The organism is Micromonospora sp. NBRC 110038, assembly GCF_020884815.1.
GTDB lineage: Bacteria > Actinomycetota > Actinomycetes > Mycobacteriales > Micromonosporaceae > Micromonospora > Micromonospora haikouensis.
On record NZ_BBOL01000004.1, the window covers coordinates 532,378 to 546,679 of the forward strand.

Here is a 14,302-nt window from a genome sequence, read left to right on the forward strand (position 1 = left end):
CCCTCGCTCCGCTCGGTGGGCTCGCTCATGCCGGCTGCTCCAGGATCTCCGTGGCCGGGTTGTAGTAGTCGCCCTCATGCCGCGCCACCCCGTCGAGACCCTTCCCCCGATCCGCCGGCCGCTTCATGATCCCGAACGTGCCCTCCGCGATCGCCGTCAACAACGACTGGTCCCCGATCCGCTCCAACAGGTCCACCGCCTCACCCAACACCCGGCGCGCACGCTGCTGGATGAACCCACCCGACGCCGGCACGAAATCCTCGTGCAACCCGCCCGCCGCACCCAGCACGTACCGCACGTTCTGCAACGCGATGTCCCGGTCCGACAACCACGGCGTCACCACCGCCTCCGTCATCATCCCGACCAGCAGAATCCCCTGCCCCGTCATCGCACCCACCAGGTTGAAGAACCCGTCGAGCAGATTCCCCCGGAACACGTCCCCCGTCATGTGCTTCGTCGGCGGCATCCACTTCAACGGCGCATCCGGAAACAACTCCCGCGCCAACAACGCGTGCGCCAACTCCAGGCGCAACGACTCCGGCACATCCGGGTTGATCTCGAACGCGTGCCCCAACCCCAACTGCCAGTCCGCCAGCCCCGCCTCGTGCGCGAAGAACTCGTTCAACAACTGCGACACCGTCACCGTATGCGCCTCGTCCACCGCATCCGCAGTGGTCAGATAGTTGTCCTCACCCGTGTTGATGATGATCCCCGCCCGCGCGTGCACCTGCCGCGAGAACCGCTGATCCACGAACGTCCGGATCGGATTGATGTCCCGGAACAGAATCCCGTACATCGAATCGTTGAGCATCATGTCCAGCCGCTCCAGGCCCGCGAGCGTCGCCATCTCCGGCATGCACAGACCCGACGCGTAGTTCGTCAACCGCACATACCGGCCCAACTCCCGCGACGAGGAATCCAACGCCGCCCGCATCAACCGGAAGTTCTCCTGCGTCGCATACGTCCCCGCGAACCCCTCCCGCGTCGCCCCCTCCGGCACATAGTCCAACAGCGACTGCCCCGTCGACCGGATCACCGCGATCACGTCCGCACCCGCCCGCGCCGCCGCCTGCGCCTGCGGAATGTCCTCGTAGATGTCACCCGTCGCCACGATCAGATAGATCCACGGCCGCTGCGCCGGATCCCCGAACCGCCTCACCAGGCGATCCCGCTCCGCCCGCCGCCGATCGATCCGCCGGATCCCCGCCGCCACCGCCCGACGCGACGCCCGACGCGCCGCCGTCGCCGCCCGCCCCGACGGCACAGCGAACCGCACCGACCCGGCCGCCGCCTTCTGCGCCAGCAACGTCACATCCGAAAGGCCCTCCCGCGCCAGCGCGTCGAACACCGGCACCGCCACCCCATGCCCCAACCCCACATCGGCGACCACCGCGTCGACCAGCCGGTTCACCCACGGAATCCCGTCCGGATCAGCGCCGGACACCCCCGCAAGCCGCAACACCGCCCGCTCCACCGACACCGTCGTGTGGCTACGCGCCAGATCCACCACCGGCTGCCCGGCCCGACGCGCCAACTCCCGCGCCCGCCCCACCAGCGCCGGATCCAACCCAAGCTTGCCCGTCACGACACGCCTTCCTCGTAGATCACGTCACCCCGCAACACCGTCGCCCGACACACCGGCAACGGCGTCGGATCACCCGCACCCCGCAACTCCGGATCCTCGGCCTGCAACACCGGCAACCCCCGCTCCACCCCCGCCGGGGAGTCCCACACCGCGAACGTCGCCGGCGCCCCCAACGCCAACACACCCTCGTTGTCCAGATGCACCGCCCGCCACCCACCCCGGGTGTGCGCCGCGAACGCCGCCCGCACACTCATCCGCTGCACCGGATTGTGATGCGCCGCCGCCGCCCGCACCGAACCCCACGGATCCAACGGCGTCACCGGCGAATCAGACCCGAAAGCCAACGCCACCCCCACCGAATGCATCGCACCCATCGGATTCGACTCCAACGACCGCGACAACCCCAACCGCGCCTCATACATCCGACCCGCACCACCCCACAACCGGTCGAACGCCGGCTGCATCGACGCCACGATCCCGAACTCCACAAAACCCGCGATCAACCGCCGGCTCATCAACTCCGCGTGCTCCACCCGATGCCGCCCCACCCGCAACCGCTCCACCCCCACCCGCTCCGCCGCCCCCGCGAACCCCGCCAACACCGTCCCGATCGCCGCATCACCGATCGCGTGGAACCCGCCCTGCACCCCGTGCGCCACACAATCCAACACGTGATCACGCACCTGCTCCGCCGACACGTACCCGTGCCCGCACGCCCCCGGCTCCCCATCCAGGTACGCCGCCGACACGTGCGCCGTCCGCGACCCCAACGCACCATCGGCGAACAGATCCCCACCCGCACCGACCGCACCCAACTCCCGCGCCCGCGCCGCACCCAACAGCTCACCCCAGTACCCGTACACCTCCGGCACACCCCGCCCGGAAATCCCCAGCAACCCCGTGAAGTCCTCCTCGTCGGAGATCTCCGGACCACCGCACTCGTGCACCGCGGCGATACCCAACGACGCCGCATGCTCCAGAGCCCGCCGCTGCGCCGCGACCCGCTGCGCCCGCGTCACCGACCCGAACGCCGCCGCCCGCACCACATGGTGCGCGTCCCGCCGCAACCACCCCGACGCGTCGAACCCGGCCGCCGACACCACCTCCGGACACGCCGCCAGCAACGCCTCCGACACCAACGCCGAATGAATCGACGCCTGCGACAGATACACCCGCCGCCCACCCGCCGCCCGACCCACCGCCGCCGCATCCGGCAACACCACGTCGTCCCAACCCGACTCGTCCCACCCGTGCCCCAACACCACCGCGTCACCCGGCAACCCCGCCGCGAACACCGACACCGCGTCCAACAACTGCCCCGCCGACCGCACCCCCGACAGGTCCAGCCCCGACAACGCCAACCCCGTATCCGTCGCATGCACATGCGCATCCACGAACGCCGGCGTCACCAACGCCCCCGCCAGATCCACCACCCGGTCCGCCGACGGCGCCTCCGCGTCCACCCCCAACCAGGCGATCCGCCCGTCACGCACCAACAACGCCGTCGCACGCGGATCCGCCGGACAATGCAGCACTCCACCGCGGTACAAGATCGAGGGACTAGTCATGACGTCAGTCTGCCGCCAACCGGGCCTCGAACAGGCCACGCACCCCAGGCTCCGACCGCAACAGCCCCAACGCCAACTCCGCATGCCCCGGCACGTACCCGTTGCCCACCAGCATCGTCACGTCCGCCGCCAACCCCTCCGCCCCCAACGCCGCCGCCGCGAAACTCGTCGCCATCGAGAAAAAGATCACCGTCCCGCCGTCCGCCGTCGCCAACACCGCCCCATGCTCACAACCCGGCACATCCACACACACCACCGTCACGTCCGCCGGCACCCCCAACGCCGACGTCACCGCAGTCGACAACCCCACCGGATCCCGCGCATCGGCCAACACCACCTCCGACGCCAGACCCGCCGCCACCAACGCGTCCCGCTCCGCCACCACCGGCACCACCCCGACCGTACGAGCCGCACCCGCCCGCCGCGCCGCAGCCAACGACAACGACCCGCTCTTGCCCGCCCCACCGATCACCGCCACACACACCGGCCGGGAATCACCCGCCCGCTCCCGCCGCGCCACCTGATCGGCCACCACCCGCGCCGTCAACGCCGGCGCCCCGCACACGTCCAGCACCGCGAGCGACAACTCCGGATGCAGATCCGCCGGCAACACCGCCGCGATCGACCGCGCGAACAGGATCGCGTACCCGTCACACGGCACCTGCTCGCTGCGCCCGTCCCAGCGCGCCAACCCGTCGGTGATCGCCAACGGGGTCAGCGTCAGCGACACCAACGTCGCCACCCGATCACCCACCCGCAGCCCCAGCGGCGACCGCCGACCCGCCTCCTCCACGGTGCCGATCAGCATCCCGCCCGACCCCGTCACCGGGTTCTGCATCTTCCCCCGCGTCGCGACGATCTCCAGCACCTCGGCGCGGACCTTCTCCCCGTCCCCGCCGTGCTTCTGCCACAACTGCCGGAAACTCGCCGCGTCCAGGTTCAACCGCTCCACCCGGATCCGCACCTCGTTCGGCGCGATCCGCGCGCTGGCGTCCAACCGCCACGCCGCCTGCGGCAGCACCCCCGCCGGTTCGACAACGCGGTGCAGACCCACCGGTGACGTCACGCCGACCTCCCCTGTCCAACCGCCCGAAGCCCCGCCCGGGACTCGCATCGCGGGAAAACTTACGGCAGACTAATTTCTTCGCCGGATATTTTCCAGTAGCCTACGGGCCGCCGATCATCCGCACCACGCACCGAGGAGGGGCCGTGACCCAGACCCAACCGGCTGAGACCATCCCTCAGCCCCGTCACGCCCCGGTCGCCGCACCGACCGCCGGGCAGCCCTACGAATACCGCCGCAGCCCCCTGGTCGAACCCGACTGGACCCGCTTCCCCGGCTGGCGCCACGTCACCCGAGACCAGTGGGAAAGCGCCCAGTGGCAGCGCGTCAACTGCGTCAAGAACATCAAGCAGCTGCACGCCGTCCTCGGCGACACCGTCGACGAGTCCTTCTACGCCGACCTGGAGGCCGACCAGCAGGCCCTGGCCACCATGTCCATGCTCGTGCCACCCCAAATGATCAACACCATGGTGCCGCACGCGCCCCTGACCACCACCGCGCTCCTCGCCGACCCCATCCGGCGCTACATGATCCCCGTCGCCTCCGACCGGCGCACCGACTGGCCCTCCCACCCGTACGCCAGCCGCGACTCCCTCCACGAGCACGACATGTGGGTCGCCGAGGGCCTCACCCACCGCTACCCGACGAAGGTCCTCGCCGAACTGCTCTCCACCTGCCCCCAGTACTGCGGGCACTGCACCCGGATGGACCTCGTCGGCAACTCCACCCCCGCCGTCGACAAGCTCAAGCTCACCCTCAAGCCCGTCGACCGGTACGACGCCCACATCACCTACCTCAAGGCCCACCCCGGCGTACGCGACGTGGTCGTCTCCGGCGGCGACGTGGCCAACGTCCCGTGGCGCAACCTCGAGTCGTACCTGATGCGGCTGCTGGAGATCGAAACCATCCGCGACGTCCGGCTCGCCACCAAGGCCCTCATGGGCCTGCCCCAGCACTGGCTGCAGCCCGACGTCGTCGAGGGCCTGGAGCGGGTCGCCCGCACCGCCGCCCGCCGGGGCGTCAACCTGGCCATCCACACCCACGTCAACCACGCCCAGTCGCTCACCCCGCTGGTCGCGAAGGCCGCCCAGACCGCCCTCGACGTCGGCGTACGCGACGTGCGCAACCAGGGCGTGCTCATGCGCGGCGTCAACGCCACCGCCCCCGACCTGCTCGACCTCTGCTTCGCACTCCAGGGCGAGGCGGGCATCCTGCCCTACTACTTCTACATGTGCGACATGATCCCCAACGCCGAGCACTGGCGGGTCCCCGTCTGGCACGCCCAGCAGCTCCAGCACGACATCATGGGCTACCTGCCCGGCTACGCCACCCCGCGGATCGTCTGCGACGTGCCGTTCGTCGGCAAGCGGTGGGTGCACATGCTCACCGACTACGACCGCGAGCGCGGCATCTCCTACTGGACGAAGAACTACCGCACCTCGATCGAGTCGGCCGACCTGGAGGCGCTCAACAAGCGCTACGCCTACTACGACCCGATCGACACCCTGCCCGCCGCCGGCCAGCAGTGGTGGCACGAGCACCGCGACGACTGATCGACATCCGCTCGACCCATGGGCCCCGGCGTACGCCGGGGCCCATGCTTTTTGGGTTCGGCGTGGCGTGCCACGCCCCCTAAGGCGTCCTAGGACGCTAGGGTTGGTGCCTCGGCTTCGACGTGACGCCGGCCGGCGAGCAGCGGCGAGGGTGCGCCACGGTGGGCCGCGCGCCAGGCCGCGATCAACAGCAGCGCCGCCCAGAGCATGACGACGGTGGTGGAGACGGCGGCGACGGTTCCCGACGCGGCGGCCGACGCCGAGGACAGGTTGTAGACCACGTGCCAGCAGGCAGCGGCGGCGATGCCGCCGCCCGCGGCGTTGTACACGTACGCCAGCACCACCGCGCCGGCGAGCATGCCGAGAAAGAAGCCGGGCAGCACGGCGGGGCGGAAGCCGCGGAAGGTGGCCAGGATGACGAACAGCGGCGCGTGCCAGACCGCCCACCCGACGGCGGTGAGCAGCGCCGCCCGGACCGGCCCGTGGCGGTCCTGGAGCCGCTCCTGGGCGAAGCCACGCCACCCGCCCTCCTCCCCCAGACCGTTGAGCACGACCAGGCCCAGGAGCATCGGCAGCGCCGCCGACGGCAACCCGCTGATCACGAACAGGTCCCGCCAGGGTGGGACCGGCTGACCGGCCAGGGCGGCGACGATCAGCCCGATGGCCAGCATCGCCAGCGGGCTGGCCGCCAACGCCGCCGTGCGCCAGCCGCCGCGCCAGCGCCACAGCCGGCCGACGTACCCTGCCACCGCCGCGCGACCACCGGTCAGCGCGGTGACGGTCACCGCCGCCAGCAGCGGCCCGAGCAGGCCGGGCATGTGCGTGGGCCACGGATCGCCGCCCCGCACCACGCCCCCGGCGACCGCGATCGGCACCCACCAACCCCACGACAGCAGGTACGCCAGGGCGAAGAACGACGCCACCGGCCACCGCCGCACCAACTCACGCAGCTTGACGACCATGCCCCGAGTACAGCAGCGGCCGGCCGCCCCCGGACAGGGCCGGAAGACCGCGACAGATTGGCCGACAGCCCGTGTCCAACCTGGACACGAACGCCTCCGGCCAGGCCCTCGTTGCGGGAAACCTTCAACCCCGGAAGTCCGATTGAAGGGTATCGACATCGACGGGTGCAACCGGATAGCGTGCCGTCATCCCTGCCCACCGACCGGGCGGACCACCGTCCGCCGCCGTGAGGAGTGCCGTGGCCACGTCACCCGTCGCCCGCCTGCGCCGCCGAGGGCTCCTCGGCTTCCCCGCCCTCGTCGCCGCCGCGCTCACCGTCGCCCTGCGCCCCGCGCCCGCCCGGGCCGAGGCACGCGCCGAGTGCCTCGCCGACCTGACCGAGCAGTCCTGATGGCCACCGTCGGCTGGCTCGCCGACGTCCTGCGCGCCGCCGGCGTACAGGTCGTCGAGGAGGGTGACTGGCGCAACCGGATGCGCCCCGGCGACTTCGACCCCATCGGCGTGCTGTGGCACCACACCGCCTCCACCTCCAGCACCACCAACCCCCACCCCGCCCTGGGCATCTGCATCAACGGCCGCTCCGACCTGCCCGGGCCCCTCTGCCAGGCTCTCGTCGACTATCACGGCGTGTTCCACCTCATCTCCGCCGGCCGCGCCAACCACGCCGGCACCAGCGGCGGCAGCGGACCCATCCCCGCCGGCGACGGCAACACCCTCATGATCGGCTGGGAGATCGACTACAACGGCGTCAGCCAGGAGATGACCCCCGCCCAGTACGAGGCGTCGCTGCGCGCCACCGCCGCCGTGCTCACCCGCCTCGGCCGCGACGCGAGCCACGCCCGCGGTCACCGCGAGACCAGCACCACCGGCAAGATCGACCCGTCCTTCATCGACCTGGACGTGATGCGCGCCGACGTCGCCGCCCGGATGAGCGGCGGCACCGCCTGGAGCACGATCGTCGACAACGCCACCTCGGGCCGCTTCACCGCCAGCGCCAACTGGCGCGTCTCCACCTACTCCGGCCAGCGCTACGGTGCCGACTACCGCTACGCCGACCCCGTCGCCTCCAGCGACGTCGCCTGGTACCGGGTCAACGTCCCCGCCACCGGCACCTACCGGGTCGACGCCTGGTGGCCGGCCAACGCCGGATACAACAACGCCACCCCTTACCTCGTCGCCACCACCACCGGCAACAAGACCGTGTACGCCGACCAGCGCGCCACCGGCGGGCAGTGGCGCGCCCTCGGCACGTTCGCCCTCCCCGCCGGCGACGCCAACCGGGTCGGCGTGAGCCGGTGGACCACCGGCACCGGCCTCGTCATCGCCGACGCGATCCGCGTCACCCGGGTTTCCTAGCCCACGCTCCTCCCCCGGCGGCGGGGACGGCACCGACGACGGCGGCCCCGGAGGAGGATCCTCCGGGGCCGCCGCGCGGTCGGGTCACTTGGTGAACGCGTCGCGCACGTCCCGGCCGGCGTCCTTGACGTGCTCGCCCGCCTGCCGGGCCCGCGCGTCGCTCTGCTCGGTGGCACCCTCGGCCCGCAGACGCTCGTTGTCGGTCATGTCGCCGACGCGCTCCTTGGCAGCGCCGGCCAGCTCCTGGGCCTTGTTCTTCGCCTTGTCGGTGAAGCTCATCTCGACTCCCTCTGCTCCGGCGTTCCGGGGCCTCACTGCCCCTGACCGTAGGCATGCCCGGGGCGCGGGCAGCGGAAACCTCGGGCGGCGGGACGCGGGTCACGTGGCGTAGAGCATCCTAGGAGGCTAGGTGTGATCGGACGGCGAGGGCCTGGTTGACTGGGCGGATGGGAGAGATCGTCCTCGTCCGCCACGGCGAGACCGAGTGGAGCGCCAGCCGCCGGCACACCTCGTACACCGACCTGGAGCTCACTGACGACGGCGAGCGGGAGGCCCGCGGCCTCGCCGCGCTCCTGGCCGGCCGGCGGTTCGCCCTGGTGCTGGCCAGCCCGCGCCGCCGGGCGCTGCGCACCGCCGAACTGGCCGGGCTGGCCGTCGCGGCGGTCGACGAGGACCTGGCCGAGTGGAACTACGGCCGGTACGAGGGCGTCACCACCGCCGACATCCACACCGAGCGCCCGGGGTGGAACATCTGGACCGACGGCTGCCCCGCCGGGGAGTCACCCGCCGAGGTGGGCGCGCGGCTCGACCGGGTGCTGGCCCGCGCCTCCGCCGCGCTCGCCGACGGCGACGTCGCCCTGGTCGGCCACGCGCACAGCCTGCGGGTGCTGGGCGCCCGGTGGATCGGCCTGCCGCCGTCGGGCGGCGGGCTGCTGCGGCTGGACACCGCCACGGTCAGCGCCCTCGGCCACGAGCACGGCCGGCCGGTCATCCTGCGGTGGAACCAGCCGCCTCCCCCGCCGCCCGGGACCGCGCCCGGGCCGACGCCTCCCCGCTGATCTTCGGCGGCCGGTTCTCGTACGGGGTGGACAGGACCACGGTGGTGCGGGTCGTGACGTTCGCGGCCGTGCGGATCTCCTGGAGCAGCCGCTCCAGGTCGGCAGGGGAGGCCACCCGCACCAGCAGCAGGTAGAAGTCCTCCCCCGCCACCGAGTAGCAGGAGTCGATCTCGGGCAGGTGGGCCAGCCGCTCCGGGGCGTCGTCGGGCTGCGACGGATCGAACGGCCGGATCGCCACGAACGCGCTCAGCGGCAGGTCCACCGCCTCGAAGGAGACCCGGGCGGCGTACCCCCGGATCACCCCGCGCTGCTCCAGCCGGCGGACCCGCTGGTGCACGGCGGACACCGACAGGCCCACCTTCTCCGCCAGATCCGTGTACGACAGCCGCCCGTCGGCGGTCAGCGCCGCGACGATGGCCCGGTCGATCTCCTCCACGGCGTGCAACCTACCGGTAAAAGCGCTCCCACGCGACGACGCCCCCGCCCCACGTGACGCTCGGCGCACCTCAGGTGACCCTCCGCAGCGGGCCTCAGTTCCACTGGTCCTGGTTGAGGAAGCGGGCGAAGCCGCGCCAGGAGTTCGGGCCCATCACCCCGTCGACCGGGCCGGTGTAGCCCCAGCCGGAGGCGAGCCGCTGGACGGCCTTCCAGGTGTTGACCCCGGGCACGCCGTCGATCGGGCCGGTGTAGCCGTAGCCGCGCATGGCCCGCTGCAGGGCGGCGTAGGTGTTCACCCCGGGCACGCCGTCGATCGGGCCCGTGTAGCCCGACGTGATCCGCAGCCAGTTCTGCATCCGCTTGTAGCAGATGGGGCCCGGGATGCCGTCCTGCTCGGTGGTCGTCTTGGGCAGGCCGCCGCCACCCGGGTTCTGGCCGACGTAGACCAGCGGGTCGATCCGCACCCCGCTCGGGTTGATCATGTGCCAGTGCAGGTGCGGGCCGGTGGAGCTGCCGGAGCCGGGGGCACCGACGGCGCCCCCGGAGCGCCCCACGACCGTCCCGGCGGCGACGGCGGTGCCGTCGGACAGCAAAAACTGCGACAGGTGCATGTACTGGCTGCGGTAGCCGTCGGCGTGGTGGATGGTCACGGTGTGCCCGCCCGTGCCGTTGTTCGGGATGTTCTGGATCGTCCCGGCACCGCAGGCCGGCAGGTTCGTGCCGACGCCCATCCCGAAGTCGATGCCGCCCAGCGAGCCGCTTCTGATGTGCTCCTCCCAGGTGCCGGTGATCGGGTAGCCGGCGAACGGGTTGTAGATGGCGGGCGCCGCGTGGGCCATCCCCGGCAGGCCGACGACGCCGCCGACAGTGAGGGCGCCGGTGGTCAGCGCCGCGCCCCGCAGCAGCGTACGGCGGCTGAGCCCGGCCTGCGGCGGCGCGGACGGGCCGCCGCAGCAGCCGGACGGGTTCTCGTGATCCATGCGCGGGCCTCCGTGCGGTCGTCGACTGACCATGGCAAGCAGAGGCTAGCCACCAGATAGCCGGACATCAATCGTTGACACCGGGGGCCGGCGGTGCGGGGGCCGGGCCCGCACCGCGGGCGCGCGCTCAGCCCCTGGCCAGGGCGCGGGAGATCACCAGGCGCTGGATCTGGTTGGTGCCCTCGACGATCTGGAGCACCTTCGCCTCCCGCAGGTAGCGCTCGACGGGATGGTCGGCGACGTAGCCGGCCCCGCCGAGCACCTGCACCGCGTCGATGGTCACCCGCATCGCCACGTCCGTGGCGAACAGCTTCGCCTTCGCCGCCTCGATCGAGTACGGCCGGCCGGCGTCGCGCAGCCGCGCGGCGGCCAGCATGAGCGCGCGGGCGGCGGAGATCTGGGTGGCGTGGTCGGCCAGGATGAACCCGAGGCCCTGGAAGTCGACGATCGTCCGCCCGAACTGCCGACGCTCACGGGCGTAGCCGACTGCGTAGTCGAGGGCGGCCTGGGCCAGGCCGACGGCGCAGGCGGCGATGCCGAGGCGGCCGGAGTCCAGGGCGGACATGGCGATGGTGAAGCCGGCGCCCTCCCCGCCGATGAGGCGGTCGGCGGGCACGCGGGCGTCGTCGAAGGCGACCTGCGCCACCGGGGAGGCGTGCAGGCCCATGGTCCGCTCGGCGGCCTGCGGCACGATGCCGGGGGTGTCGCGGTCGGCGAGCAGGCAGGAGATGCCCTTCGGGCCGGGCCCGCCGGTGCGGCAGAAGATGTTGTAGAAGTCGGCCACCTGCGCGTGGGTGATCCACGCCTTGGTGCCGGTGACCACGTACGCCTCGCCGTCGCGCACGGCCCTCGTGGTCAGCGCCGCCGCGTCCGAGCCACCCTGCGGCTCCGACAGGCAGTACGCGCCGAGCAGCTCGCCGCCGATCATGTCGGGCAGCAGCTTGCGCTGGGCGTCCGTGCCGAACTGCGCCAGGGGGTAGCAGGACAGGGTGTGCACGCTGACCGCCTCGGCGACGGCGAGCCAGCGGCTGGCGAGGACCTCCAGCACCTGCAGGTACACCTCGTACGGCTGGGCGGCCCCGCCGTGCTCCTCGGCGTAGGGCAGGCCGAGCAGGCCGGCGCGGCCGAGGGTGCGCAGCACCTCCCGGGGGAACTCGGCGCGGGACTCGAACCCGGCGGCGCGGGGGGCGAGTTCCCGGTCGGCGAGTTCGGTGGCGAGGTCGAGCAGGTCGTGGGCCTCGTCGGTGGGCAGGATCCGGTCGACGGTCATAGCGCGCTGAGCTCCGTGGGGGTGGTGTTGAGCCGGTCTCGCCGCCCGTCGTGCGGACGGCGTCGGGTTCCGGTGGCCGGTTCTGCCGTCGGTTCCCATCCTGTGAGCTTAACGGTCGTTTGGTCACCTGCGGGAGGCGCTCGCGGCGGCCGTGTCGCGTCGAACCCGCCCGACCCGGGCGGCGACGTCGATAGCCTGGACCCACGCCGGCACCGGTCCGCCGGCCGACGGAGGGGAAGGCGGCGCGATGGGCGGCGAGCGGGAACGCGGGGCCCGGCGCCGGCGCGGGCTGCTGTGGGCCGGCATCCTCGCCGTCGCCGGGCTGGTACTGCTGGCGGTGGGCCTCACCGTCGCCAACGGGGCCCTCGCGTGGCTGGAGGCGGCCGTCGCCCTCGTCCTGCTGGTGGCGAGCTACGCCGTGCAGCGCCTCGCCCGCCGGGAGACGCTCTACCGGCACGCCGGGCCGCGCTGACCGCCGCGCCGCGCCCGGATCGTCGGACGGCTGTGCCAGGCTGTCCGGCGTGGCACACCGACCCCCGATCCTGCTGATCGACGCTCCCAGCCTCTACTTCCGGGCCTACTTCGGCGTCCCCGAGTCCGCCGCGCGGGCCACCGACGGCAGCCCCGTCAACGCGGTGCGCGGCTTCCTCGACATGCTCACCACGCTCGTGCGCACCCGCCGCCCCGACCGGATGGTCTGCGCCCTGGACCACGACTGGCGTCCCGACTGGCGGGTGGCGCTCCTGCCGTCGTACAAGGCGCACCGGGTGGCCCCGGAGGGGGGCGAGGAGGTGCCCGACACCCTCGGCCCGCAGGTGCCGGTGATCCTGGACGTGCTGGCCGCGATCGGCATCACGGCGGTCGGCGCCACCGGTTACGAGGCCGACGACGTGCTGGGCACGCTGTCGGTGACCCAGCCCGCGCCGGCGGAGGTGGTCTCCGGCGACCGGGACCTGTTCCAGCTCGTCGACGACGCGCGCGGGGTGCGGCTGCTCTACGTCGGGCGGGGCGTGGCGAAGCTGGAGGACTGCGACGACGCGGCGGTGCGCGCCCGCTACGGGGTGCCCGCCGACCGGTACGCCGACTTCGCGGCCCTGCGCGGCGACCCGAGCGACGGGCTGCCCGGGGTGCCGGGCGTCGGCGAGAAGACGGCGGCCCGGCTGGTCGACCGGTACGGCGGCGTCGCCGGCATCCTCGCCGCGCTCGACGACCCGGGCTCCGGGTTCGCCCCCGGCCTGCGGGCCCGGCTGGACGCCGCGCGCGACTACCTGGCCGTCGCGCCGACGGTGGTGCGGGTGGCGCTGGACGTGCCGCTGTCGGAGCTGCCCACGGCGCTGCCGCAGGCCCCGGCCGACCCGGACCGGCTGCTGGAGCTGGCCGAGCGCTGGAACCTGGCCGGTTCCTGCCGCCGCCTCGTCGACGCCCTCGCCACCCGCGACTGACCCGCCGCGCCCGGCCTCGCCGCCAGCGACCGCGGACCGGGCCGAGCCCCGGGCCCGGTGAACGTGCCGGCCGGGTCCGGCGAGGACGGCATTCGGCCCGGCACGCGGGGTCAGCGCGGCGGGTCGACGCGGCGGGTCGGGAACGTGCTGCCGGGCCGGGCCAGGGTGCCGCGGGCGCGCAGCCCGACCGGGTCCGGGGCCGGCTGCGGATCCGGCACGCTCGCCCCGGCCGGGTCGACCCGGCGCGCGTCGAGGTAGGCGGCGCCGGCCCGGTCCTCCTCGGTGGGCGCCGCGAGCAGGGCGTAGACCAGCCCCACGACCACGAAGATCACCGCGAGGACGATGGGCACCAGCAGGGTGCTGAAACCGGCACCGGTGATCTCGCCCTGCTGCTCGTGCAGGTGCACCGACAGGGCGCTCATGCCGGTGAAGTGCATGCCGTTGACGGCGACGCCCATCACCAGCGCGGACGCGGCGACGGCCAGGGCCCGGCGCACGGTGACGGCGAGCCACAGCGCCACGGTCGCCGCGACCACGGCGATCGCCACCGACAGGGCGACCCGGACGCCGTCGTAGCCGAGGGAGCCGCCGAGCCGCATCGCCGCCATCCCGGTGTAGTGCATGGCGGCGACCCCGGCCCCGGTGAACACGCCACCGACGCCGATGCGCAACGCGGAGACCCGGCCGGTGCCGACGATCGCCAGGCCGATGCCGACCGCGACCACGGCGATGAGGGCGCTGACCACGGTGATCGGCACGTCGTAGCGGATCCGGGTGCCCTCGACGGCGAAGCCGAGCATCGCCATGAAGTGCATGCTCCAGATCGCGGTGCCGCCGATCGCCCAGGCGGCGAGGATGCCCCACCACACGCGCTGGCCGGTGGTGGCGGCGACCCGGATGCGGGCCGCGCAGACCAGACCGAGGAACGAACCCAGCACCGACAACGCGTAGCTGAGCGCCGGTGTGATCCAGCCGTACTCAAAGTGATTGATCTCCGCCACGGCGGTTGTCCCCCCACCCGGTTAC

Annotated in this window: 15 protein-coding genes; 6 read left to right on the forward strand and 9 right to left on the reverse strand. The window is 72.8% G+C overall.

The features are described from left to right. Positions 1 to 25: 25 nt before the first annotated feature. From LPU61_RS17985 to LPU61_RS17995, 3 genes are read right to left on the reverse strand one after another with little or no spacing between them, the layout of a single operon-like run. On the reverse strand, positions 26 to 1,585 hold the full coding sequence (locus LPU61_RS17985; RefSeq protein WP_229405552.1) for a lysine 5,6-aminomutase subunit alpha: 1,560 nt from the start codon (positions 1,583 to 1,585) through the stop codon (positions 26 to 28). Then, positions 1,582 to 3,153, reverse strand: a complete 1,572-nt coding sequence (locus LPU61_RS17990; protein ID WP_229405553.1) for an amidohydrolase — start codon at positions 3,151 to 3,153, stop codon at positions 1,582 to 1,584. Before LPU61_RS17990 ends, LPU61_RS17985 begins: the two co-directional genes overlap by 4 nt. 4 nt (positions 3,154 to 3,157) lie before the next feature. Beyond that, positions 3,158 to 4,207, reverse strand: coding sequence for a zinc-binding alcohol dehydrogenase (locus LPU61_RS17995; RefSeq protein ID WP_229405601.1), 1,050 nt, complete (start codon positions 4,205 to 4,207; stop codon positions 3,158 to 3,160). 155 nt (positions 4,208 to 4,362) lie between these two features. Here LPU61_RS17995 and LPU61_RS18000 point away from each other — a divergent pair, with 155 nt between their 5' ends. After that, positions 4,363 to 5,769, forward strand: a complete 1,407-nt coding sequence (locus tag LPU61_RS18000; protein WP_043969176.1) for a KamA family radical SAM protein — start codon at positions 4,363 to 4,365, stop codon at positions 5,767 to 5,769. An 89-nt stretch (positions 5,770 to 5,858) separates the two neighbouring features. On the opposite strand, the gene LPU61_RS18005 is transcribed toward LPU61_RS18000, so the two are convergent. Beyond that, on the reverse strand, positions 5,859 to 6,731 hold the full coding sequence (locus LPU61_RS18005) for a CPBP family intramembrane glutamic endopeptidase (protein WP_229405554.1): 873 nt from the start codon (positions 6,729 to 6,731) through the stop codon (positions 5,859 to 5,861). Positions 6,732 to 6,970: 239 nt separating this feature from the next. On the opposite strand from LPU61_RS18005, the gene LPU61_RS18010 reads away from it, so the two are divergent. Further along, on the forward strand, positions 6,971 to 7,123 hold the full coding sequence (locus LPU61_RS18010; protein WP_198956787.1) for a hypothetical protein: 153 nt from the start codon (positions 6,971 to 6,973) through the stop codon (positions 7,121 to 7,123). Then, on the forward strand, positions 7,123 to 8,088 hold the full coding sequence (locus LPU61_RS18015; RefSeq protein ID WP_229405555.1) for an N-acetylmuramoyl-L-alanine amidase: 966 nt from the start codon (positions 7,123 to 7,125) through the stop codon (positions 8,086 to 8,088). Before LPU61_RS18010 ends, LPU61_RS18015 begins: the two co-directional genes overlap by 1 nt. An 84-nt stretch (positions 8,089 to 8,172) precedes the next feature. Here LPU61_RS18015 and LPU61_RS18020 read toward each other — a convergent pair whose 3' ends face one another. After that, complete coding sequence (locus LPU61_RS18020; protein ID WP_043969178.1) at positions 8,173 to 8,367, reverse strand: CsbD family protein; 195 nt, start codon at positions 8,365 to 8,367, stop codon at positions 8,173 to 8,175. Positions 8,368 to 8,534: 167 nt separating this feature from the next. Here LPU61_RS18020 and LPU61_RS18025 point away from each other — a divergent pair, with 167 nt between their 5' ends. Continuing rightward, on the forward strand, positions 8,535 to 9,146 hold the full coding sequence (locus LPU61_RS18025; RefSeq protein ID WP_229405556.1) for a histidine phosphatase family protein: 612 nt from the start codon (positions 8,535 to 8,537) through the stop codon (positions 9,144 to 9,146). On the opposite strand, the gene LPU61_RS18030 is transcribed toward LPU61_RS18025, so the two are convergent. The 3 genes from LPU61_RS18030 to LPU61_RS18040 all read right to left on the reverse strand — a co-directional run bounded on the left by LPU61_RS18030 (position 9,076) and on the right by LPU61_RS18040 (position 11,834). Then, a complete protein-coding gene (locus tag LPU61_RS18030) occupies positions 9,076 to 9,582 on the reverse strand; it encodes an Lrp/AsnC family transcriptional regulator (protein WP_043969180.1) in 507 nt (168 codons plus the stop codon). The two genes, LPU61_RS18025 and LPU61_RS18030, sit on opposite strands and share 71 nt — an antisense overlap. Before the next feature lie 94 nt (positions 9,583 to 9,676). After that, positions 9,677 to 10,564, reverse strand: coding sequence for a peptidoglycan DD-metalloendopeptidase family protein (locus LPU61_RS18035; RefSeq protein ID WP_229405557.1), 888 nt, complete (start codon positions 10,562 to 10,564; stop codon positions 9,677 to 9,679). Positions 10,565 to 10,691: 127 nt separating this feature from the next. Continuing rightward, positions 10,692 to 11,834, reverse strand: coding sequence for an acyl-CoA dehydrogenase family protein (locus tag LPU61_RS18040; RefSeq protein WP_229405558.1), 1,143 nt, complete (start codon positions 11,832 to 11,834; stop codon positions 10,692 to 10,694). Between the two features lie 247 nt (positions 11,835 to 12,081). Between LPU61_RS18040 and LPU61_RS18045 the strand changes: the two genes are divergently transcribed. Continuing rightward, entirely contained in the window at positions 12,082 to 12,306 is a 225-nt protein-coding gene (locus tag LPU61_RS18045) for a hypothetical protein (RefSeq protein ID WP_043969183.1), read from the forward strand. Positions 12,307 to 12,355: 49 nt separating this feature from the next. Continuing rightward, the gene (locus tag LPU61_RS18050; RefSeq protein WP_229405559.1) at positions 12,356 to 13,276 is read left to right on the forward strand and encodes a 5'-3' exonuclease; all 921 of its coding nucleotides are present in this window, start codon (positions 12,356 to 12,358) and stop codon (positions 13,274 to 13,276) included. A 110-nt stretch (positions 13,277 to 13,386) separates the two neighbouring features. Here the strand turns inward: LPU61_RS18050 and LPU61_RS18055 are convergent, their stop codons facing one another. Then, complete coding sequence (locus LPU61_RS18055; protein WP_043969185.1) at positions 13,387 to 14,277, reverse strand: MHYT domain-containing protein; 891 nt, start codon at positions 14,275 to 14,277, stop codon at positions 13,387 to 13,389. Positions 14,278 to 14,302 lie beyond the last annotated feature (25 nt).

What these genes read in the sequence shown, in the direction of transcription:
- LPU61_RS18035 (WP_229405557.1), bottom strand. Translation starts at nt 10,564, where the DNA reads ATGGATCACGAGAACCCGTCCGGCTGCTGCGGCGGCCCGTCCGCGCCG.
- LPU61_RS18020 (WP_043969178.1), bottom strand. Translation starts at nt 8,367, where the DNA reads ATGAGCTTCACCGACAAGGCGAAGAACAAGGCCCAGGAGCTGGCCGGC.
- LPU61_RS17990 (WP_229405553.1), bottom strand. Translation starts at nt 3,153, where the DNA reads ATGACTAGTCCCTCGATCTTGTACCGCGGTGGAGTGCTGCATTGTCCG.
- LPU61_RS18005 (WP_229405554.1), bottom strand. Translation starts at nt 6,731, where the DNA reads ATGGTCGTCAAGCTGCGTGAGTTGGTGCGGCGGTGGCCGGTGGCGTCG.
- LPU61_RS18045 (WP_043969183.1), top strand. Translation starts at nt 12,082, where the DNA reads ATGGGCGGCGAGCGGGAACGCGGGGCCCGGCGCCGGCGCGGGCTGCTG.
- LPU61_RS18040 (WP_229405558.1), bottom strand. Translation starts at nt 11,834, where the DNA reads ATGACCGTCGACCGGATCCTGCCCACCGACGAGGCCCACGACCTGCTC.
- LPU61_RS18015 (WP_229405555.1), top strand. Translation starts at nt 7,123, where the DNA reads ATGGCCACCGTCGGCTGGCTCGCCGACGTCCTGCGCGCCGCCGGCGTA.
- LPU61_RS18025 (WP_229405556.1), top strand. Translation starts at nt 8,535, where the DNA reads ATGGGAGAGATCGTCCTCGTCCGCCACGGCGAGACCGAGTGGAGCGCC.